The sequence below is a fragment of the Blautia sp. NSJ-175 genome, assembly GCF_022867815.1.
In the GTDB taxonomy this organism is placed as follows: Bacteria; Bacillota; Clostridia; order Lachnospirales; family Lachnospiraceae; genus Blautia; species Blautia celeris.
In genome coordinates, this window is the sequence record NZ_JALIFQ010000001.1 from 1 (window position 1) to 21,947 (window position 21,947).

Here is a 21,947-nt window from a genome sequence, read left to right on the forward strand (position 1 = left end):
CCCCAAAGCATTCCAGGCAGGCGAGGCTGAGCCGCTCGGAGCCTTGAGCAGGCCTGGAATGCTTTCCCGCCCCCGGCCCCGCGCCTCTTTTACCGTCCCTTTTGCCCTCCCATTTCCACAGCCATATCCATAAACCTCCTCCCCCCATCCGTCAAAAACTTATTCCTATGCCATGCCACATAATGCACCCTCTCAAACCCCTCATCCTCAATCTCCCTCTTACAAACCCTTCCCTCCGATATTTCCCTCTCCACCAGCATCTCCGGCAGCACTGCCACACCAATCCCTTTCTGCACCCCTTTAATGATCGCCTGCGTACTGGCGCTCTCCCAGAGAGGCTCCGGCGTCATCCCTCTCACTGCAAACACATGGTCCACCAGTGTCCTGCCCACGCTCCCCTTCTCCCTTGCAAGAAGATCATACTCCTTTAAATCCCTTACAAACACCTTCTCTTTAACCGCCAGCTCATGCCCCACAGGCACAATGAGCACCAGCCTGTCCTCTGAGAAAGCCCGTGTCTCCAGCTCAGGCTCGGAAATCCCCCCTTCGATCAGGGCAAGATCCAGCTCATTATTCAGCAGCCCTCTCTGCAGGTTCCCCGCATTGGAGATCATCACCTTAACCTTCATGTCCGGCCGCTCCCTGCAAAATGCACTTACCAGATCAGGCAGAAAAAAATTCCCGAGGGAAATACTTGCCCCCACCCGCAGCACACCAAACGCGTCCCCGTTCAGCAGTCCCTTTTCCATTCTATCAAAGGACTCCACAATATGAAGTGCCTGTGCATAGAACTGCCGCCCGGCTTCCGTTACGAACAGCCTTCTGTTCATCCGGTCAAACAATCGTACCCCGTAATGCTGTTCGATCTCCTGGATCGTTCTCGTAACAGCAGGCTGTGTCATGTGAAGGTTTTTCGCTGCCTGCGTGATATTTTCCAGCCGGTAAACCTCCAGAAAAATCTTCATATGTCTTATCGTCATGTTTTTCCTCCGATTCATAACTAAAATAATATTATATCAATAAAATAATAGCATTTTACATATTGATACACAAGGGATATGATGAAGAAAAGGAGGCATTATAAGGAAATGGAAAAGACAGAGACAAAGAAAAAATATCTGCTGCTGAAGTTGTTTTTCAGTACTCTGTATATCAGCAGTTTTACATTTGGCGGGGGATTTGTAATTGTCACATTTATGAAGAGAAAGTTTGTGGATGAACTCCACTGGATAGATGAGCAGGAAATGCTGGATCTGGCGGCGCTTGCCCAGTCCTCACCGGGGGCCATTGCCGTAAACGCCGCTATTTTAGTGGGCTGGCGTGTGTGCGGGTTTGCCGGGATGCTGACAGCGGTGCTGGGGACCATTCTTCCGCCCATGCTCATCCTGTCCGTTATATCATTTTTCTATGCAGCATTTGCCAGCAATGTGTATGTGGCATTGGTGTTAAAGGGGATGCAGGCAGGTGTTGCCGCAGTGATCCTCGATGTGGTATGCGGGCTGGGGAGCAATGTGTTCAAAGAAAAAAGCGGACTCAGCATTGGCATTATGGCAGCGGCCTTTGCAGCTACTTTCTTCTTTGACGTGAATGTCATTTATATCATTCTGACTGCCGGTATCATCGGGGCAGGGAAGGCATTATGGATATACAGAAAGGGGAAGACAGCATGATCTATATAAAGTTGTTTTTAAGCTTTCTTCAGGTGGGAATGTTCAGTGTGGGCGGCGGCTATGCGGCAATGCCCCTGATCCAGAATCAGGTGGTGGAGGCGCATAAATGGCTGACCATGGGTGAGTTTACAGATCTGATCACCATAGCGGAAATGACTCCCGGCCCTATAGCTGTCAATTCTGCCACATTTGTGGGAATCCGGATAGCCGGCTGGCAGGGGGCTGTCATCGCCACCTTTGGCTGCATTCTGCCATCCTGTCTGATCGTATCCCTGCTGGCCTACATTTATTACAAATACAAAGGCGTATCTGCCATGCAGTCTGTACTGGCCTGTCTGAGACCGGCTGTGGTGGCCCTCATTGCGGCGGCAGGTATCTCCATACTGCGCGTGGTGCTTTTCGCGGGCTCAGGGATCAGCCTGCAAGCAGTCAACTGGGTCGGGGCGGGATTGTTTCTGGCAGCTTTTGCGGTGCTGCGAAAACTGAAATGGAATCCCATTTTGGTCATGAGCCTGTGCGGCGTCCTGAATCTGTGTATTGGGATCATAAGCGGAATGTGATGGAAACACAGGCCGATTATATCGTTTCCTTTTTCCTGTACTGCATGGGTGTCATCCCATAGGTCCGGCAGAAGGCCCGGGTAAAATAGTTCTGGTCCCCATAGCCGCAGGAAAACGCGATTTCTCCGATGCTGAGGGACGTACCCCGGAGGAGTCTGCATCCGTTTTCCAGACGTACCTGGCAGATATAGTCATGGATGGAAATGTAATAGGTTTCCCTGAATTTCCTGGTCAGGGAGGCCCGGCTGCAGAAAAACTGGCGGCAAAGGTCATCAATGGTGAGTTTCTGGTCATAGTGCTTTTGGATGTAGCTGTGCACTTCACTGACAAGCTCATTTTTAGACAGATTCATACGGTTGCTGAGTGTAATGTACTGGGCACAGACTTCCATGATGGTTACCAGAGAGTCAATGGTCCCCTGTTCCCGGACAGGAATGCCGGCAATGGCCTCCTCAAGGGCATTGGCATCGGTTACAAGGGGAAGGGCCATCTCATAAGGCGTCCGGTCTGCATCCGGTCCGGCCTCCAGCGTCTGTCCCATCATCAGATAACCGGTGAGGGTGCCGAAGCTGTACAGAGGGGCAACAGCCTCATAAAGTCCGAAATGACATTTATAGATATGGAGCTTTTCCTGTTCGCGCACACGTCCAAAGGCCATGGTATCATGTTCCACGCAGAGGCGTTTTCCCTCCGGATGCTTCTGGATCAGACCGCAGAAGCATCCCAGTTCCCTGGGATAGGCGGCAATTTCCCGGAAATTCGTATCATAAATGCTGATGCGGAAACCGGATATGTGATATAGCTCTTTCAGTATACGTTCAATAGACAGGGACTGCTCCATATGTTTTCTCCTTTGCATAAAAAAAACTGGTGTAAAATCGGATTGTCCGTATCTTACGCCAGTTTTTTCTATTAGTCAAGTTCTGTTTACATATTTAGCCACGATCTTCTTCATTTCCTCCATCTTCCGTTCCATATCCGCCACAAGCGTGATCTGTGTCCTGCAGCGGTCCAGGTTGTGATGCTCCCTGTGGATGCGGAAATAGGTATCTCCGTTCAGATAATCTGTCAGGAAACGCATTCCGCACTCCAGGGTCAGAAGTTTGGCGGAGAACGGGAGAAGGCGGATCTCCTCATCTGTCAGGGATGCACCTGCCTCGGAGAGAAAACCGGCTGTGTAAGCCTCGAAGAGACCGAGATCCATAGAGACAAGAGAAAGATTCTGTTCATCCTCGTCAGCGGTGCTTGCGCCGAAACGGATGCTGTCACCGAAATCATAGAGCACGGAACCGGGCATAACGGTATCCAGGTCGATGACGCAGATTCCCTCGTCAGTATCATTGTCCATCATAATGTTATTTAATTTGGTGTCATTGTGGGTAACGCGCAGGGGAAGGCGTCCTTCCTTAATGGCGTCTACCACAACAGCACCGTCCGCCTTCCGGTCCAGGAAAAACCGGATTTCTTTTTCTACGGAGGCAGCCCGGCCTGCTTTATCTTCTGCCACTGCTTTTTCAAAGAGCTCATATCGGTTCACGGTATTGTGGAAATCCGCAATGGTCTCATGCAGCGTATCAGCCGGATAGTCAGCCAGCAGCTTCTGGAAATGTCCGAATGCTTTTGCCGCGTTGGTGAAGAGTACCGGGCGGTCCACGGACTGGTGGCAGGCAGCATTTTCAATGAAAAGATAGCTTCTCCAGAATCCGCCGTCACTGTCCTCGTAGAGGAGCTTCCCGTCACGCGTGGGGACAAGTGTCAGTGTCTCACGCTCAGGGTCACCGCCCTGCTCCTGTATTTTTTTCCGGAGGTGGGAGGTGACGCCCTGGATATTCTCCATCAGGCCCTGAGGGTCTGTAAAAATAGTGGTGTTGACTGCCTGCAGAATGTAACGCACGGGAGGTTTTGTCTCCCGTCGGAAATACACGGCATAAGTGGCGTTAATATGTCCGCATCCAAATGGCTCCGCGTAGATAAAGTCTCCGTCAAAGAGGAAAGCTTTTACAATTTCGTTTTTGATCTTATCCAGCATTTTCATTCTCCTTTTCCGTTCCAGAGGGTTTCCGGGTATACGCCCTCGCCGATCATCTGCTCAATGAAAGCTACAATTTTTTCTTTATCCTCATGGTAGGTGACGCCATACCATTTGGCTGGGGTGTCCATAACCTTTACATCACATTTTCCGGCATCCATCAGCTCCTGAACCACGGAGGGCAGGAAAAATTCTTTTTTCGCAAGGCCGTCTGTGCTGTCTTTAAAGAACTTCTGCATCTGCAGTTCGATCTCACCGAATATATCAGGGGTAAAGCCCCAGCAGTTCATGGACACAATGCTGTTCTCATCAATGTCCGTCCAGCCCTCTCCCTCCTCGTAAAATTGTGTCTGTCCCTGGTTCCGCTGTATTTTGGTCCGCTCGGTAACCGTGGTCAGATATCCGTTGTCAGCAGTACACACACCTCTTGCCACGTGGCCGTTTTCCGTCAGGGTATTCCTGAGAAGGTAGCCGGCCATGCAGTAATGATATTTGGAGGTATCTTCGGGCTGTTCCGGGAAGAAATCATGAAGCAGCCTGAATGCTTCCCTTCCATAGAAATCATCCGCGTTGATGACAGCGAAAGGACCGTCCACCAGATTCCTGCAGCTCCACACCGCATGGGCTGTGCCCCAGGGTTTGGTGCGGCCTTCGGGAACCTTCACGCCCTCGGGAACCTCTGTGATCTCCTGGAACGCATATTCCACCGGAATGACTTTTTCCAGGCGTTTTCCCACGGTCTCACGGAATACATCCAGGTTTTCTTTCTTAATGATAAATACCACCTTGTCAAATCCGGCCTTGACGGCATCGTAGACGGAGTAGTCCAGGATAAATTCCCCGTGTCTTCCCACCGGATCAATCTGTTTCAGCCCGCCATATCTGCTTCCCATACCAGCCGCCATAATCACCAATGTCATCATATCTACCTTCTCCTTTTCCTTTCGTGTGCTTTGCTTTGTTAATTCTTATTATATCGAAAACAGGTATGGATTCTATGGAATTTCGTATCAAAATTAGCATTATCGGATAAAAAGAAGAATAGTGCTAATATCCAATGAGAGATAAAGGATTGCAGAAAAAAGATATATGGTTCATAATAAAAGACAGAACTGTCAGTCCCGAATAGCGGCAAAGTCAGGTGAAAAGCATGCAGACATGCCATGCTGTCTGCCGCAGAGATTCGGAAGGCTTACAGTGATATGCTAAAGAGGAGTTGTGAAATATGAGCAGTTTTGAGAAAGATCTATCTAAGGGAAATGTGGTAAAACAGCTGATCCTGTTTGCCGTCCCGTTTCTGGTGTCCAATATTATCCAGTCCTGTTATAATGTAGCGGATATGCTGATCGTGGGAAATTTCAGCGGTACGGTCAGTATGTCCGGCGTGAATATCGGAGGCCAGGTGACATTTATTCTGACGAATATTGTAGTAGGGCTCTGTACAGGAGGAACCGTACTCATAGCCCAGTATCTGGGGGCGCAGAAGAGGGAGGAGATGCGCAGGGCCGTGGCAACACTGATGACCACCCTGATCTGCGCCGCTGTCATCATTACCGTGGTGTCCCTTCTTCTGAAAACACAGATACTGGGGTGGATCCGCACACCGGAGGAATCCTTTGAGGAGGCCAGCCGCTATCTGACGGTGACTCTGACGGGTATTATCTTTATATTCGGCTATAATGTGCTGTCAGCAGTTATGAGAGGAATGGGGGACAGCAAAAGGCCCTTTTATTTTGTCCTGATCGCCTGTGTGACCAATATCGTCCTGGACCTGGTACTGGTGGCGGGCCTGGGATGGGGAGCCTTCGGTGCCGCGGTTGCCACCGTGATTTCCCAGGCGCTGAGTATGATCCTGTGCATTATCTATATGGTAAAGAACGGGTTTGTCTTTGATTTCCGCCCCTCCTCCTTCCGCATTTACAAACGGGAGCTGGAGATGATCTTTAAGATCGGCACGCCGGCAGCCATTCAGAATGGAGTGACCAGCTTTTCCTTTCTGATCATAACGGCACTGGTAAACTCCATTGGAGGTGTCAATGCATCCGCGGCCGTTGGTGTAGTGGGAAAATTCAACGGGTTTGCCATTATGCCTGCAGTGGCTATGGGAAGCTCCATTTCCACCATGTGTGCCCAGAATGTAGGGGCAGGGCAGTGGGACAGGGTGAAGAAGACCTGCAGAGTGGGAACCCTGGCCGCAGTGGTCTGCAGTTATCTTATCTTCATTCTGGTCAGAGTATTCCCGGAGGATATACTGCGGCTGTTTGACAGCAGCAATGCGGAGATGATAAAGATCGGTGTGGAATATATCAGTACCTTCAGCTTTGATTACCTGCTCGTGCCGCTCTGCTTCTGTCTGAACGGTCTTTTTATCGCCACAGGACACACCACATTTACACTGATGAATTCCATGCTCTCCGCGCTGCTTCTGCGGATTCCGGCCAGCGTGTTCTTCGGCAGTATTATGGGAATGGGAATCATGGGTGTGGGAATTGGTGCTCCGGCAGCTTCAGCGGGCAGCCTGGTTCTGATCGTGTGGTTCCTGCTGTCCGGAAGATGGAAGAAAAATGTGGTGAAAGGCGGCTGATCCGGAACGGCTGCAATACCGGTACTTTTTTGAGCGGCTTTCGCGTAAACTAGAAGAAAGACGGGACAGCCGGTGAGTGTATGAGGATTTTGCTCTTTTTGTCGGAAGTTATCATTCCGCTTATTCTGTTTTACATAGTGGGATTTGGAATCCTGATGAAATGTGATGTGTACGAGGATTTTGTGAAAGGTGCAAAGGATGGTCTGAAGACAGTTGTGCAGATTCTCCCCACCCTCATAGGTTTGATGGTGGCCGTGGGGGTTCTGCGGGCATCCGGATTTCTGGATATGCTGGGCGGACAGCTTGGCAGGCTGACCGGAGCAGTGGGATTCCCGGCCCAGCTTGTTCCGCTGACTATAGTGAAAATGTTCTCTTCCAGCGCGGCCACAGGACTGGTACTGGATATTTTCAAAGAATTCGGGACGGATTCCAGGATTGGATTGATCGCCTCTGTGATGATGTCCTGTACGGAGACTATTTTCTATACCGTCTCCGTCTATTTTATAGCTGCAAAGGTAAAAAATACCCGCTATACCATACCCGGCGCTCTGCTTGCAACACTTGCAGGCATTGCGGCCAGTGTATGGCTGGCGGGGATGATGACTGTGTAGACAGCCATGGAAAAACACATGTTACGGGTCCGGCATGCCGGGCTCCTTTTTTACGCCAGATATTTCTCCAGGATACGATACAGCTCCCGCAGGTCGATGGGCTTAGACACATGGCCGTTCATTCCGGCTTCCAGCGCCTGCTCCTTGTCCTCCGCGAATGCGTTGGCTGTCATGGCGATGATAGGAAGCTCCTGCAGATCCGGTCTGCCTGTACTGCGTATCTTTTGTGACGCTTCGTACCCGTCCATGACAGGCATACGGATATCCATCAGCACAAGGCTGTAATATCCGGGTGCAGAGGAGGTTACCATGTCCAGTGCCTCCTGCCCGTTTACTGCTGTGTCTATCCGGGCATTTGTGACGGAGATCAGTTCTTTGGCTATCTCCAGGTTCAGTTCATTGTCTTCCACAAGAAGAAGGCGGCGGTCTGAATAATCTGCCTGTTTCTCTGATTCGGTGGCGGACATAAAGGGAAGTTCCTTGAAGGGATCAGGCCGGAGGGTATGGGGAACATCCTTTTTAAAGGGCAGTTCAATATAGAAGGTAGTTCCCTCACCTTCCCTGCTTTCAACACGGATACTTCCGTTCATCATTTCCGCGATATTCTTGGTGATGGCCATGCCAAGGCCGGTTCCCTCCATATGGGAAGCTCTGGGCGCATCGGAGCGCTCGAAGGGCTGGAAAAGCCGCTGCAGAAACTCCGGTGACATGCCAATGCCTGTGTCGGAAAAGATAAAGCGGAACCGCACGGTATCATCCGAACCGGAGGGGATTTCCTGTACCTTCACGCGGATTCTGCCGCCCGGGTCCGTGAATTTTACAGAGTTTCCCACTATATTCAGGAACATCTGCTTGAACCGGAGCGGGTCGCCGATCAGGTCTTCGTGTTTGACTTCCTCCATATCCACAGTAAAGTCAAAATTCCCGCTGGCGATCTGGGGCTGGATGATTCCCGACAGAGTATCGAGCAGTTCCTTCAGGTTAAAACTTTCGCTGTTCAGTGTCAGCCTTCCGCTTTCAATTCTGGACATGTCAAGGACATCATTGATCAGAGAAAGCAGATGCGCAGAGGAGGAGGAAATCTTCTCAAGGCAGTCCCGTACTTTTTCCTTTTTATCAATATGGGCAAGGGCGATCCCCGTCATGCCGATGATAGCATTCATAGGCGTCCTGATATCGTGAGACATGTTGGACAGGAATACGGACTTCGCCTGATTGGCCCGTTTGGCTTCGTCCAGTGCTGCCTCCAGTTTCTTTTTGCTTATCTGCTCTTTGGCAAGTATCTCTTTGTTTTTTTCATCAATAATGCGCTGCCGTCCCGTAAAGTAAATCGTACAGAAACACAACAGCAGAACAACCGTCACCAGCACAGCGGCAATGATAAAATTCCGGAAAGAGCGGGTGGTGGTCTCCAGCACATTGGCCGGCACTGTGACCAGCAGGTACCAGGAGCTGTTGCCTACGGGCATATACACCAGATAATTGCGTTTGCCCATCCAGGAAAAGATCAGGGAACCGGATGCGCAGGCAGCCATGTCATTTCTAAGCTGAGTATCCGGCTTCGGTCCCTTCAGGTCGGACTGCGCCAGACTGTCCAGATAATTGTCTGTTATCATCATGGAGTATTCATAGTGCGGTTTCAGAAGGATATTTCCCTCTTTGTCTATGACCGTGGCATAGCTCTCTTCCGTATATACATTCAGAGCCAGAAGATATTCCAGCTCGTCAAAAGCAGGTGTCATGAAGATGCCCGCTATTTCTGAGGCGCTTTCCATGCTTTCCTCAAGTTCCACATAATATAAAAGTTCATCCCCGATACCAAAATTCACAATAGTCATGCTGTCATTATCAATGTATCCGGCTTTCTTTTCCTGAAAACTCAGGTCCTTCAGGCTTCCGGTGTCTCCGTCAACAGTCATGTACCCGCCCTCTTTATCCATGATACCGGCAGTACGGTATTTCCAGATATTCTGTCTGCCCTTGAAATAGTCAAGAATATCTTCCCGGCTGACATATCCGTTGCGGTTCGCAGCCTCCAGGCAGCTTTCCAGGACAGAAAAATATTTGCTGTTCATCTGATCGAAGTGAGCGTCAAGCTGGGTGCCGAATGCGGACAGATTGCTCAGGTTGTCCCTCTCCACACCGAGGCGTATCTGCTGGAAAAAATAGAAAGCGATAATAAGTACCAGAACGGCAGCAGTCGTGGTGCTCAGGATGAAAGTTTTCCGCTTCTTAAACATATAACCCCCGATTATTTTTTTAGCGGTGATTCCGCGTATTTACCTGTATTCAGTATACCATATGGGGGTGGGCGGTTGCAATGATATAAGAGGAAGGGTGTTTTTTTACATAAACATCCGGAATTTCTCAAAAAGCGTGTTGACAACTTTATAGTCAGATGTTACTATGGTAGCACGCTAAAGTGAGCGAAGCACAATACATATACTTATAAGGCAGAGCATACATGACATTATACAGAATAAAGAGCAGCAAAAGTGCAGCATACAGTATGAAAAATAACGCAGAAAGGCAGGGTCAGCAGATGAGATATTATGATAAGGTAACACCGGACGGAACAAAAGATTTGCTGTTTGGAGAGTGTGACCAGCGTTCTCAGGTGACAAAAACCCTTAAGGACCTGTTTGGAGCCCAGGGTTATCGGCGGGTGATGACACCTGCATTGGAATTTTATGATGTGTTTGGAAAGGCGGCAAAATATCTGCCAAAGGAGACCATGTACAAACTCACAGACCATAAGGGAAGGCTTATGGTACTGCGTCCCGATTGTACAGTGCCCGCGGCCAGATTGGCGGCTACCCGGTTAAAGGGGATGCCGATGCCGCTCCGTTTATTTTATAACCAGAATATTTACCGTATGTTCCCGGAATTGAAGGGAAAGAGTACGGAGATCAACCAGGTGGGTATTGAACTGATCGGCGGAGTGCCTCTGCGAAGCGACCTGGAAGTGGTAGAGCTGGCATCCAGAAGCTTGGATATCATAAGCGGAGGCAAATACCGCCTGGAGCTGTGCCATATCGGATACTTTAAGGCCATCATGGACAGCCTGGATGTGGATGAGGATACCAAGGAGGACATACGTTTCCAGATCGAACAGAAGAATTATGCCTCCCTCACAGACATGCTGGGAAAATACCAGGACAGCCGCGCTGCACAGGCGCTGTTGAAACTGCCGAGACTGTTCGGCGGGTCTGAGGTGTTTGAAAAGGCATATGAACTGTTTGATGAGAACGGTGCCCGTGAGAGCCTGGATTACTTAAAGGGTATTTATGAATATCTGCAGACACTGGGACTGGGAGATAAAGTGATCATTGATCTGGGCCTTGTGAACCTGGCAGAGTATTATACAGATCTTATTTTCCGGGGATATTTCCGGGGAATCGGGGAGCAGGTGCTGTCCGGCGGGCGTTACGATACGCTCATTAAGGAGTTTGGGGAAGACCACTGTTCTGTGGGCTTCTGCATCAATGTGGACCTGGCAAGCCAGAAGGTTCAGCCTATGCCGGAAGCCATACCGGAGGTTTTGGTGTTCGCACCGGATATGAAATATTTATCTAAAGCAGTCCACCATCGCAGGACACTGGAGGACCAGGGCGTGCTGACGGAGAACTGTGTTTTTGATACCATGGAAGAAGCCTTTGATTATGCGAAAATGAGAGGGATACCGAAAGTACACCTGGTGGGAGAAGATATCACAGTTTGTTTAACCCGTACAACTTCCGGCAAATAACCGAGTCATCCGGTTATTTATCCTGAGTTATCCTGAGAAAACAGGTACGGCCCGAGATAAGATGTGACCGCACTGTGCAAAATTACCGTGCGTGGATTGAAACAAACACTGGGAGGCAGAAAAATGAAACCAATTAGAATCGCCCTGACAAAAGGGCGTCTGGAGAGTAAAACAATAGATATGCTGGAGCGCCTGGGATATGACTGTACCAACGCGCGGAAAAAGGGCAGAAAACTGATCATGCCCATAGGAAACGGCGAGATCGAGGTGGTGCTTGCAAAGGCTGCCGATGTGGTTACCTATGTGGAAAGCGGCGTCTGCGACATGGGTGTTGTGGGAAAAGACACCATTATGGAAAAGGGAGGCACCTTCTATGAAGTGGCTGACCTGGGATTCGGAAAATGCAGGTTTGCCCTGGCAGTTGTAAAAGGAAAGAACCTGTACGAGGGCTACCACAACCTGACCATTGCCAGCAAATACGTGAATGTGGCGAAGAACTTCTTCGAGCAGAAGAGTATGGATGTGGATATTGTAAAGATAGAGGGCAGTGTTGAGCTTGCTCCTGTTCTGGGGCTGGCAGATGCCATTGTAGATATCGTGGAGACGGGAACCACACTGAAAGAGAACGGCCTGGTGGTTGCTGAGGACGTATGCCCTGTAAGCGCCAGACTCATCGTAAATATTGCCAGCATGAAGCTGCGGAAAAAAGAGATCGAGTGTCTGATCGACAAGATGGAAAATGATGTGCAGAAGCGCAGGGAAAAGGAGGCGTAGACCATGGCATATACGATTCCGGAGAAGTTAAAACGGCTGGAGATATATGAACCGGTAACAGAGATATACGATATCCGCCTGGATGCCAATGAGAGCTTTCAAAATCTGCCGGATGATATCCGCAGGGATGTGCTGAAGGCTGTGGAGCAGGTGGAATTTAACCGCTATCCTGACCCCTTTGCCACAAAGCTCTGTGAGAAATTCGGACGTTTCTTTCACGTGAAGCCCGAACTTCTGACCGCGGGAAACGGTTCGGATGAACTGATCTCCCTTATTGTGCCTAATTTTCTGGAGAGTGGGGACACCATGCTGGTGGCCCTGCCTGATTTCTCCATGTACACCTTCTATGCGCAGATGAACAACATCCGTGTGGAAGCCCTGCAGAAGGCAGAGGATATGGTGACCAGTGCTGCGGACATTCTGGAACGGGCGAAAGCGAAGAATGCCAGGCTGATTATATTTTCCAACCCCTGCAACCCCACATCCCTGAAGCTGTCCAGGGATGACATCATAACCATCATCGAGGGTACGGACGCCCTGGTGATCGTGGATGAAGCGTATATGGATTTTGCGGAAGGCTCTGTTCTGGACGTAATAGAAAAATACGACAATCTCATTGTGCTGAAGACATGTTCCAAGGCCCTGGGTCTGGCCGCCATCCGTCTCGGATTCGCCGCCGCCGGCAAGGAGCTGACAGATATCCTGCACGCTCTGAAGTCACCGTATAATGTGAACTCTCTGACACAGGCTGTGGGCTGTGCCATTCTGGATCGTCCGGATTACATCAGGAGCTGTATCCGTTCGATCCAGAAGTCCAGGGATGAACTGTATCAGGAGCTTTTGGGGCTTAGGGAGAGAAAATCAGACATCCTGAATTTATATCCGACAACCACAAACTTCATTTTCATGAAGGTGAAAAACGCGGATAAAGTATTTGAAGAGATGAAAAAGAGGAGTATTTCCATCCGGTATATGAACGGTTACCTGCGTGTGACTGCCGGAAGAAAAACAGAGAATGAAGCGGTTATCCGCGTGCTGGATGATCTGTTGAATTGAAAATAAACGGGTAACTGTTCAGCACTCTTACAGTTACAGGAAAGGAGGAAGCTGATTGAGAATCGGAGAGATTACAAGAAAGACAAAAGAGACAGACATCAGGCTTAGATGGAATCTGGACGGCACCGGCCGTTACATGGGAACCTGCAAAGTGGGTTTTTTTGACCATATGATGCAGGCTTTCTGTGTACATGGCGGATTTGATATGGATCTGGATATGAAGGGTGACCTGGAGGTTGACTGTCACCACAGCATTGAGGATCTGGGCATTGTTATGGGGCAGGCATTTGTCAAGGCTCTCGGAGATAAGGGTGGTATCCGCAGGTACGGCAGCTTCTTTATTCCCATGGATGAGGCACTGGGATTCTGTGCCCTGGATATAAGCGGCAGGCCATTTCTGGTGTTTGACGCGGAGTTTGCAAATCCTTCTGTGGGAACCCTGGACTGCTGTATGGTAAAGGAGTTCTTCCGCGCGTTTGCTTTTAACGCCGGAATCACCCTTCATCTGAAATGTCCCTACGGAGAAAATGACCACCATAAGATTGAGGCTCTTTTTAAGGCCGCAGCGCACGCACTCAGGGAAGCGCTGGAACCAAATGGAGGAAAAATACTTTCGTCAAAGGGGATGTTGGCATGATAGCGATCATTGATTACGGGGCAGGCAATCTTTTCAGTGTGAAAAATGCCCTTGATTTTCTGGAGGAGGAGAGCATCATCACTGCAGACTGCAGGGAGATACGCTGTGCGGATGCTGTGATCCTGCCGGGAGTCGGGGCTTTTCCGGATGCCATGCGTATGCTGAGAGAACAGGGGCTTGCAGAAGTCATAAAAGAGGAGGCACAGAAAAAGCCGCTTCTGGGCATTTGTCTTGGTATGCAGATGCTCTTTGAAAAGAGTTATGAGTTTCAGGAGACGGAAGGTCTTGGGCTGATACCGGGCTGTGTACAGCTTATTGATGGAGGGGGTTTAAAGATTCCCCATATGGGCTGGAATGACCTGACGGTCTTAAACCCCTGTGCCATGACGGAGAACATGCCAAAGGGCGCGTATGTATATTTTGTCCATTCCTTCCGCGCAGATACCGGTGATGAGAACATTTCCTGTTACACCATCTACAATGAGCGGATTCCCGCTCTGGTACACCGGGGGTATGTGTACGGCGCCCAGTTCCATCCGGAGAAAAGCGGTGCCGCAGGTCTGGAACTTTTGAAAAATTTCGCAAGGCTGGTGAGAAAATGATTATATTACCTGCAATTGATATAAAAGATAAAACATGTGTGCGGCTTGTAAAAGGTGACTATGCCACTGCGCATCAGGTGGCTGAAAGCCCTTATGAGACAGCTGACTCCTTCCGGGAAGCCGGTGCCGCCTGGATCCACATGGTGGATCTGGACGGAGCAAAGGACGGAAGGCCGGTCAATGAAGAGATCTTTGAGAAAGTGGCCGGGGAGTCAGGCCTGAAAGTGGAGGTGGGCGGAGGGATCCGCAGTATGGATACCATTGAACGGTTTCTGGAAAAGGGTATTTCCAGGGTCATTCTTGGTTCTGTGGCGGTCAAAGACCCCTCCCTTGTAAAAGAGGCGGTCCGTAAGTTCGGTGATAAGATCGCAGTCGGTATTGATGCCAGGAACGGTATGGTGGCCACAGAGGGGTGGCTTGAAAAGAGTGATGTTACATATCTGGATCTGGCACGGGCCATGGAAGACGCCGGGGTGAAAACCATTATCTATACAGACATTTCCAGAGACGGGACACTTTCGGGTGTCAATACAGAGCAGCTTGGAAAGCTGAATGAGGCGGTATCCTGCGATATCATTGCCAGCGGCGGTGTCCGTTCCATTCAGGATATCCTGGACTGTAAAAAACTTGACTTATACGGGTGTATCTGCGGAAAAGCCGTTTACACCGGAGCACTTGATCTGGCCTTGGCTATAGAAAAGGCAGGTGAGCAGACATGTTAGCAAAGAGAATTATACCCTGCCTGGATGTAAGAGACGGCAAAGTGGTTAAGGGCGTGAATTTTGTGGGTATCAAAGAGGTGGGAGATCCGGTGGAATGCGCCATTGAGTACGACAGGCAGGGAGCAGATGAAATCTGTTTTCTGGATATCACAGCGACCCATGAGGGAAGAGGAACTATGGTTGATGTGGTATCCAGAACGGCAAAACATGTATTTGTACCCCTCACAGTAGGGGGCGGCATCCGCACAGTGGAGGATTTCAGGGAAATCCTCCGTGCCGGAGCTGACAAGGTTTCCGTCAATTCAGCAGCAGTCAGGAATCCGGAGCTTATCAGGGAGGCGGCTGCCATATTCGGAAGTCAGTGCGTGGTGGCTGCCATTGATGCAAAAAGGGATGAGAAGGGCAAATTTAAGGTCGTGGTGAACGGCGGAAGGATAGATACAGGTCTGGATGCCATAGAATGGGCACAGAAGTGCCAGCAGCTTGGAGCAGGCGAGATTCTCCTCACGTCCATGGACACAGACGGATGCCGTGACGGTTTTGATCTGGAACTGACTAACGCAGTCTGTGACGTGGTGTCCATACCGGTCATTGCCAGCGGCGGCTGCGGTAAGCTGGAGCATTTTTCAGAGGTTTTCAGGGAGAGCAAAGCAGATGCGGCACTGGCGGCTTCCCTGTTTCATTTCCGGGAGCTGACTGTGGAACAGGTAAAAGAGCATCTGAGAGAACAGCAGATTCCGGTCAGGAGGTAGACGATGGATGTAGAACGTTATTTTCAAAAAAGTGAACTGATACCGGCTGTTGTGCAGGAGGCAGGTACCGGGGAGGTGCTGATGCTGGCCTACATGAACCGGGAAAGCCTTGAAAAAACATTTGAGACCGGATATACCTGGTTCTACAGCCGTTCCAGACAGGAACTGTGGAACAAGGGAGCAACCTCCGGCCACATACAGAAGGTGATTGATATCAAAGCAGACTGTGATGATGACACCCTGCTCATAACAGTGATCCAGACAGGCGCGGCCTGCCATACCGGTGCACACAGCTGTTTCTTTAAAGATATATGGAAAGAAAAAGGAGGACGCCCCTTATGATAGACGTAATAAAAGGCCTGTACGAAGTGGCCCTGGAACGGAAAGGCACAAAACAGGAAGGTTCTTACACCTGCTATCTCTTTGAACAGGGATTGGATAAAATACTGAAAAAATGCGGTGAGGAGTGCAGTGAAGTCATCATTGCAGCCAAAAACGGAAAAAATGAGGACACGGCCAACGAAATCTGTGATCTTCTTTATCATCTGATAGTCATGATGGTGGAGAGCGGAATCTCCATGGATGAGGTGGAGGAGATCCTGGAGCAGAGAAGACAGAAAATCGGGAATTTGAAAAAGTTCCATGTCAGTGACCATGAATCATAAATAGAAAACAGGCGGAGAAAACAAGGGGCGGCTGTCCCGGACCGTGCGTTATGCATAAGTCCGGGGCAGCCGCTTTTTCATGTCTGAAAGATGCAGGATCAGGGTGATTCGGTACGGCTGCGGATATTCTGGCGGTACAGCGACGGTGAAAGGCCTACGGAGCGTTTGAAAGCCCTGGAAAAGTAGTATTCGTCTTTCATGCCTACATAGGAACAGATTTCCCGGACCGTGTAATCTGTGCGTTCCAACAGGAGTTTAGAGCGCTGAATGCGCAGATCCAGAAGATAATTCTGGGCTGTAGTTCCCGTAAATTTGTGAAATATCTTAGAAAAATAACTGCGCTCCAAACCGACATGCTCCACAATGTCCTGAACAGTGATTGGATAGATATAGTTGCATTTTATATAAGATTTGGCTTTTCCTATATGTTCAAAGAGAACTGTCTGGTTCTCCTTCTGATATTTTCCCGAGAGACTGTAGGACTGTGCAATGTTGGAAAAGATGGAGTACATGAGGGACTGTATGGTAAAATCATTACAGAAGCCCACCGATTCCAGATGTTCTGCAAGTGTCCGGATGGATTCATCTATGGAATACTGTGGATGCAGCTTATGAACAGGAGACTGCCTGGAAAAGCCCAGCTGCTCCGTGAGGGTATCTGCACTGTCACCGGTAAAGGCCAGCCAGGAAAAATGCAGGGGATCTTCCGGCGAGGTGTGATAGCTGGCAAGCTGTGAGGGATATATGATAAACAGATCTCCCTGCCGGATGGGATAGGCAGCGCCCTCACATATATATGTTCCCCGGCCCTGCGTGATATAGTGTATCAGATATTCGGAGCGGGTATGCGGAGGCATGCGGAAATCCGGTGCACACTCCTCATAGCCGCAGTATTTCAAATTCACATCTCTCTGGATCTTTGAAGCGTAATATTCCTCAATTTTCATAAAAAATCCCCCTTATTTAAACAGTATAATACTATTATGCACAAAAAACAACATGAATCCATCATAAGGACAAGAGAGTGTATTTTGTTTTAAGGCAAATCTTTTATAATGGAATCATAAGAAATGCTGATGGAAACATGCAAAACAGAGAGAAGGTATTACCTAAGGAGGTAAAAAGTATGTTAAGAAGAAAAATGTTAGCGGCAGCATTGGCAACAGGATTGGCAGGGGCTTTGGTGCTTGGGGGCTGCCAGGGCAGCGGCAGCAAAGGAAAGACTGCTGATGGAAAAGACAGCGTGCGTTTTATGGTCGGGGGATCGGCAGCCGAGCTGGAACAGTATAAGAAGGCCGTGGATGCCTTCAATGAACAGAGTGAGGATGTTGAGGTAACATTTGTAGGCGTACCGGGGGACAACTACAATGAGAAGATCATGACACAGCTCAAGTCAAAGGAAGCTCCTGACTGTTTCTATTCAGAGGAAGCCTCTTATGGAGAACTGAATAAATCAGACATGCTTCTGGATATATCAAAATATCTGGATGAAAGTGATTCCAATCTGAAGAGAGAAGATGTGCCTGAAAATTTACTGGAAAACTATACGTTTGAGGATAAGGTGACAGGAGTTCCGGTGGACTGTAACCCTATGGTGATCTATTACAACGCAGACCTGTTTAAAGAGCTGAACATAAAATCACCGCAGGAATATGTGGATGAGGGCAAATGGAATTTTGAGGCGCTTCAGCAGGTATCAGAACAGCTCAGGGATGCTTCAAAGGTTGGGTTTGTATATGAGAACTGGTGGGGACCGCTTTACTCTTTCCTTTTTTCCGCAGAGGATCCTGTCTATTCAGATGATATGACAAAAGCAGAGTTTGGTTCTGAGCGGGCAAAAGCCGGCCTGACCTATCTGGACAGCAATATCAAGTCAAAAGCCTTTACCTTTGCAGGTTCTCTGACCAGTGGAGAGTCACCGGACACGCTATTTGTATCAGGCCAGGCGGGGATGCTGTATGCGGGGCGCTGGTATGTGGCGGATTTTACGGATTTGAGTTTTGCATATGATGTAGCTCCGTTCCCGTACTATGAGGAACCCTCACAGGCAGTCTGCGCTATGCCGGCAACACCCATGGTCATAAATAAGAAGGCATCCAATCCTGATGCGGTGTGGGAGTTCGTATCCTTTTACTGCGGAGAACAGGGACAGAAGATCAGGATGGAAGGTCAGGGCAATGCGGTACCCACAGTTGACGGGCTGGATGAGATCGTGCTGACAGGAACGCCGGAACATGCACAGACTTTCCTGGATGCTGTGGATATTGCACTGGTGTATCCAAAGGCAGAGGCGCTTCATCCGGGTATGACAGATTCTATTACAGGTGAAGTGGAAAAACTGCTGGTGGGAGAGCAGGATGTGGAGCAGACCCTGACAAATATCGTACAGACAGTCGATGATGAACTTCAGAAATAAGCAGGTATGTGGGGAAGGGATGGACATATGAAAAAAAGTAAACTGGAAAAATCCAGAAACAGATGGGGGATCGTGTTTATCCTTCCACAGCTCATTAGTCTGGTCTGCCTGGGAATCATACCTATTGTGATCGCATTTGTGCTGAGCTTCTTTGATTGGAATGGATTTAGTGCTCCGGTATTTACAGGATTCCAGAATTTTAAGGCAGTGTTTACAGATCCGGATACAGGGATTGCCATTAAGAACACCCTGGTCTATTCCGTTATCTACGTGCCATGTTCCATTGTGCTGTCACTGGGGCTTGCCATGCTGCTTAATAAGGCATGGGGGAAGATGTTCTACCGCGCCGTTTTCTTTCTCCCTCAGATTGTTACCTCTGTGGGAATCGCAGTGGTATGGTCCTGGATCTACCAGCCGCAGTTCGGTATTCTGAACATGATATTGAGGTTTTTCGGAATAGAGGGGAAGGAATGGCTGCGTGACCCATCCACTGCAATGGGGGCAGTCATTGTCATGAGTATCTGGTGGGGGCTGGGGTACAATATCGTGCTGTTTCTGGCCGGTCTTCAGAATGTCCCCAGGACGTATGTGGAGGCAGCAAAGATTGACGGCGCAAATGAGCGGCAGGTATTTTTCAATATTACAGTTCCGCTTATCTCACCTACCACACTGCTGGTGACTATCACTACAATGATAAATGCATTTCAGGTCTTTGACCAGATGTTCCTGCTGACATCCGGCGGGCCGGCAAAGAAGACGTATACCATGGCGATCCATATATATCAGACGGCATTCAAGAGCTATGAGCTGGGCAAGGCATCCACAGCGGCACTGATCCTGTTTTTCGTGGTTGTGGCTGTATCTGTGATACAGTTTAAGCTTTCTGACAAATGGGTTCATTACGGAGAGTAGGTGAGATTATGGCGAACAGAAAGAATAAACAAAAGAGATTTTATACCCTGCTGGTTCAGGTAATACTGGTATTCATGGCTGTACTTGCTTTATTTCCGTTTTTGTGGATGATCTCTACTTCCCTGAAGGGTTCAGAGGAGGCATTTGCCTATCCGCCGAAACTGATACCGGAAATCTTCCACTGGGATAATTATGAAAAAGCCATGACAGCGCTGCCTTTTGGAAAGGCATACCTGAACAGTCTGAAGCTGGCTGTCATCAATGTGACAGGTCAGGTGCTCACCTCCGCTATGGCGGGATATGCACTGGGAAAACTCAGGTTCCGGGGATCAGGGGTGGTGTTCGGCGGCTTTATAGCGGTCATGATGGTTCCATATACGGTAATATCCATCCCGCTGTTCCTGATCTTCAGCCAGTTAAATCTGATCGACACACATTTGTCCATTATTTTGATGACAGTTGCCTATATGCCCATGGGAGTATTTCTGTGCAGACAGTTTATTATGGCACTGCCCGATGAGCTGATGGAGGCAGGAATCATCGACGGTGCAAACTATGGTTCCATGTTTTTCAGAATCGTGCTTCCGCTTGTGAAACCGGCACTGGCATCTCTGGGAATCTTCTCATTTATGTGGAATTGGAACAGTTTCTATACACCGCTTATATTCTTAAATTCCCAGGAGAAATATACGGTGCCCCTGCTTCTGAATATGTTTAAGGGGAAATATACAGTGGACTGGTCGCTGATCATGGCTGCCTCCACAATTGCAGTGATCCCTGTGCTGGCAGTATACCTGTTTGCGCAGAAATATATTATTGAAGGAATTACAATTACAGGAATGAAGAGTTAAAGACAGGAGGTAATTATGCCAAGAATAGCTTTTATGGGGGCAGGCAGCACAATATTTGCAAAGAGTGTGCTGGGCGACTGCATCCTGACACCGGAGATACAGGATCTGGAGATTGCGCTGCACGATATTGACCCGGTGCGGCTGGAGGATTCCAGGAAAATGCTGGAGAACATAGCCTCAAACGCGGGGCGCAAAGTGAGGATTGAGGCCCACGCTGACAGGAAACAGGCTCTGAGAGGGGCGAAATATGTTGTCAATGCCATACAGGTAGGGGGATATGATCCCTGCACAATTACGGATTTTGAGATTCCGAAGAAATACGGACTGCGCCAGACCATTGCAGACACCCTGGGGATAGGCGGCATATTCCGGGCACTCAGAACCATACCCGTGCTGGAGGAATTTGCTGCCGACATGATGGAAGTATGTCCGGATGCCCTGTTCATCAACTATTCCAACCCTATGGCCATGCTGACCGGATATCTGCAGACATACACGAAAATCAACACCATCGGTTTGTGCCACAGCGTGCAGGTCTGCATTCCCCAGCTCTTTAAGGCTCTGGATATGGAGGAACTGGTTCCGGAGACAAGATGGGAGATTGCGGGCATTAACCATCAGGCATGGCTTTTGAAGGTTCAGGACGGCAGAGGAAATGATCTGTATCCGGAGATTAAAAAGCGTGCAGCGGCCTTTTTAAACGGCGAGGCTTCATATGACGCGGGCTGGGATAAGGTCCGCTATGAGATGATGCTGAGGTTTGGATATTACATAACAGAATCCTCTGAGCATAATGCGGAATATACGCCATGGTTTATAAAAGACAGGTATCCGGAGCTGATCGAGCGATATAACATTCCTTTGGATGAATATCCGAAACGCTGTATCAAACAGATCGGAGACTGGAAGCAGATGCGGGGAGAGCTGGTACAGAATGCGGAGATCAAGCATGAGAAGAGCCGTGAATTTGCATCGTTTATCATAAATTCTATGGAGAATGATGTTCCCTACCGTGTACACGGCAATGTCCGGAATACGGGCCTGATTCCCAACCTTCCCCCCAATGCATGTGTGGAGGTTCCCTGCCTGGTAGACAGGGATGGAATCCATCCCTGTTATGTGGGAAATCTTCCGGAACAGTGCGCTGCCATAAACCGTACGAACATCAATGTTCAGCTTCTGACGATCCAGGCCGCAAAATCCAGACGGAAAGAGGATATTTATATGGCGGCCATGATGGACCCCCATACAGCGGCGGAACTGTCCATGGATGACATCAGGGCAATGTGCGATGAAATGCTGGAGGCACACGGTTCCTGGATGCCTGAATACAGATAATAAACGTAAAAAGCAAGGAG

23 protein-coding genes are annotated in these 21,947 nt (G+C 49.2%); 17 read left to right on the forward strand and 6 right to left on the reverse strand.

Going from position 1 to position 21,947, the window contains the following annotated elements:
* Positions 1 to 89 precede the first annotated feature (89 nt).
* On the reverse strand, positions 90 to 980 hold the full coding sequence (locus tag MUB35_RS00005; protein ID WP_186970998.1) for a LysR family transcriptional regulator: 891 nt from the start codon (positions 978 to 980) through the stop codon (positions 90 to 92).
* 108 nt (positions 981 to 1,088) lie between these two features.
* Between MUB35_RS00005 and MUB35_RS00010 the strand changes: the two genes are divergently transcribed.
* On the forward strand, positions 1,089 to 1,670 hold the full coding sequence (locus tag MUB35_RS00010; protein WP_054350407.1) for a chromate transporter: 582 nt from the start codon (positions 1,089 to 1,091) through the stop codon (positions 1,668 to 1,670).
* Positions 1,667 to 2,230, forward strand: a complete 564-nt coding sequence (locus tag MUB35_RS00015; RefSeq protein WP_033142140.1) for a chromate transporter — start codon at positions 1,667 to 1,669, stop codon at positions 2,228 to 2,230. Before MUB35_RS00010 ends, MUB35_RS00015 begins: the two co-directional genes overlap by 4 nt.
* A gap of 16 nt (positions 2,231 to 2,246) precedes the next feature.
* Here the strand turns inward: MUB35_RS00015 and MUB35_RS00020 are convergent, their stop codons facing one another.
* From MUB35_RS00020 to MUB35_RS00030, 3 genes are all read right to left on the reverse strand, one after another.
* Entirely contained in the window at positions 2,247 to 3,071 is an 825-nt protein-coding gene (locus tag MUB35_RS00020) for a PocR ligand-binding domain-containing protein (RefSeq protein ID WP_054350408.1), read from the reverse strand.
* 75 nt (positions 3,072 to 3,146) lie between these two features.
* Positions 3,147 to 4,259 carry a phosphotransferase enzyme family protein gene (locus MUB35_RS00025; protein WP_186970997.1) on the reverse strand — a complete coding sequence of 371 codons (1,113 nt, stop codon included), beginning with the start codon at positions 4,257 to 4,259 and terminating at the stop codon, positions 3,147 to 3,149.
* Positions 4,260 to 4,261: 2 nt separating this feature from the next.
* A complete protein-coding gene (locus MUB35_RS00030; RefSeq protein WP_186970996.1) occupies positions 4,262 to 5,182 on the reverse strand; it encodes a nucleotidyltransferase family protein in 921 nt (306 codons plus the stop codon).
* 302 nt (positions 5,183 to 5,484) lie between these two features.
* Between MUB35_RS00030 and MUB35_RS00035 the strand changes: the two genes are divergently transcribed.
* The gene (locus MUB35_RS00035) at positions 5,485 to 6,843 is read left to right on the forward strand and encodes an MATE family efflux transporter (protein WP_033142107.1); all 1,359 of its coding nucleotides are present in this window, start codon (positions 5,485 to 5,487) and stop codon (positions 6,841 to 6,843) included.
* Between the two features lie 80 nt (positions 6,844 to 6,923).
* Positions 6,924 to 7,454, forward strand: coding sequence for a spore maturation protein (locus tag MUB35_RS00040; protein ID WP_033142108.1), 531 nt, complete (start codon positions 6,924 to 6,926; stop codon positions 7,452 to 7,454).
* A 50-nt stretch (positions 7,455 to 7,504) separates the two neighbouring features.
* On the opposite strand, the gene MUB35_RS00045 is transcribed toward MUB35_RS00040, so the two are convergent.
* Positions 7,505 to 9,694, reverse strand: coding sequence for an ATP-binding protein (locus tag MUB35_RS00045; protein WP_186970995.1), 2,190 nt, complete (start codon positions 9,692 to 9,694; stop codon positions 7,505 to 7,507).
* Between the two features lie 302 nt (positions 9,695 to 9,996).
* Between MUB35_RS00045 and hisZ the strand changes: the two genes are divergently transcribed.
* The 9 genes from hisZ to hisE all read left to right on the forward strand — a co-directional run bounded on the left by hisZ (position 9,997) and on the right by hisE (position 16,410).
* Positions 9,997 to 11,202: an ATP phosphoribosyltransferase regulatory subunit gene (gene hisZ, locus MUB35_RS00050; RefSeq protein ID WP_033142144.1), complete on the forward strand. Its 1,206-nt coding sequence runs from the start codon at positions 9,997 to 9,999 to the stop codon at positions 11,200 to 11,202.
* 123 nt (positions 11,203 to 11,325) lie between these two features.
* Positions 11,326 to 11,976 (forward strand): ATP phosphoribosyltransferase, encoded by a 651-nt coding sequence (hisG, locus tag MUB35_RS00055; RefSeq protein ID WP_033142109.1) that lies wholly within the window; start codon positions 11,326 to 11,328, stop codon positions 11,974 to 11,976.
* Between the two features lie 3 nt (positions 11,977 to 11,979).
* The gene (gene hisC / locus MUB35_RS00060) at positions 11,980 to 13,032 is read left to right on the forward strand and encodes a histidinol-phosphate transaminase (RefSeq protein ID WP_244805673.1); all 1,053 of its coding nucleotides are present in this window, start codon (positions 11,980 to 11,982) and stop codon (positions 13,030 to 13,032) included.
* Positions 13,033 to 13,087: 55 nt separating this feature from the next.
* Positions 13,088 to 13,669, forward strand: a complete 582-nt coding sequence (gene hisB, locus MUB35_RS00065; RefSeq protein ID WP_054350415.1) for an imidazoleglycerol-phosphate dehydratase HisB — start codon at positions 13,088 to 13,090, stop codon at positions 13,667 to 13,669.
* Positions 13,666 to 14,271 carry an imidazole glycerol phosphate synthase subunit HisH gene (hisH, locus tag MUB35_RS00070; protein WP_054350416.1) on the forward strand — a complete coding sequence of 202 codons (606 nt, stop codon included), beginning with the start codon at positions 13,666 to 13,668 and terminating at the stop codon, positions 14,269 to 14,271. Before hisB ends, hisH begins: the two co-directional genes overlap by 4 nt.
* Positions 14,268 to 14,993: a 1-(5-phosphoribosyl)-5-[(5-phosphoribosylamino)methylideneamino]imidazole-4-carboxamide isomerase gene (gene hisA / locus MUB35_RS00075; RefSeq protein ID WP_148391927.1), complete on the forward strand. Its 726-nt coding sequence runs from the start codon at positions 14,268 to 14,270 to the stop codon at positions 14,991 to 14,993. Before hisH ends, hisA begins: the two co-directional genes overlap by 4 nt.
* Positions 14,987 to 15,745 carry an imidazole glycerol phosphate synthase subunit HisF gene (hisF, locus tag MUB35_RS00080; RefSeq protein WP_033142114.1) on the forward strand — a complete coding sequence of 253 codons (759 nt, stop codon included), beginning with the start codon at positions 14,987 to 14,989 and terminating at the stop codon, positions 15,743 to 15,745. The genes hisA and hisF overlap by 7 nt, the downstream gene beginning before the upstream one ends.
* Before the next feature lie 3 nt (positions 15,746 to 15,748).
* Complete coding sequence (gene hisI / locus MUB35_RS00085) at positions 15,749 to 16,087, forward strand: phosphoribosyl-AMP cyclohydrolase (protein WP_033142115.1); 339 nt, start codon at positions 15,749 to 15,751, stop codon at positions 16,085 to 16,087.
* A complete protein-coding gene (gene hisE / locus MUB35_RS00090) occupies positions 16,084 to 16,410 on the forward strand; it encodes a phosphoribosyl-ATP diphosphatase (protein ID WP_186970994.1) in 327 nt (108 codons plus the stop codon). Before hisI ends, hisE begins: the two co-directional genes overlap by 4 nt.
* Before the next feature lie 98 nt (positions 16,411 to 16,508).
* Here hisE and MUB35_RS00095 read toward each other — a convergent pair whose 3' ends face one another.
* Positions 16,509 to 17,357 carry an AraC family transcriptional regulator gene (locus MUB35_RS00095; protein ID WP_054350418.1) on the reverse strand — a complete coding sequence of 283 codons (849 nt, stop codon included), beginning with the start codon at positions 17,355 to 17,357 and terminating at the stop codon, positions 16,509 to 16,511.
* A gap of 179 nt (positions 17,358 to 17,536) precedes the next feature.
* On the opposite strand from MUB35_RS00095, the gene MUB35_RS00100 reads away from it, so the two are divergent.
* From MUB35_RS00100 to MUB35_RS00115, 4 genes are read left to right on the forward strand one after another with little or no spacing between them, the layout of a single operon-like run.
* Entirely contained in the window at positions 17,537 to 18,826 is a 1,290-nt protein-coding gene (locus tag MUB35_RS00100) for an ABC transporter substrate-binding protein (RefSeq protein ID WP_186970993.1), read from the forward strand.
* A gap of 27 nt (positions 18,827 to 18,853) precedes the next feature.
* The gene (locus MUB35_RS00105; protein WP_052099558.1) at positions 18,854 to 19,738 is read left to right on the forward strand and encodes a carbohydrate ABC transporter permease; all 885 of its coding nucleotides are present in this window, start codon (positions 18,854 to 18,856) and stop codon (positions 19,736 to 19,738) included.
* A gap of 8 nt (positions 19,739 to 19,746) precedes the next feature.
* Positions 19,747 to 20,589, forward strand: coding sequence for a carbohydrate ABC transporter permease (locus MUB35_RS00110; protein ID WP_033142118.1), 843 nt, complete (start codon positions 19,747 to 19,749; stop codon positions 20,587 to 20,589).
* A gap of 15 nt (positions 20,590 to 20,604) precedes the next feature.
* Positions 20,605 to 21,927: an alpha-glucosidase/alpha-galactosidase gene (locus tag MUB35_RS00115; protein WP_148391925.1), complete on the forward strand. Its 1,323-nt coding sequence runs from the start codon at positions 20,605 to 20,607 to the stop codon at positions 21,925 to 21,927.
* Positions 21,928 to 21,947 lie beyond the last annotated feature (20 nt).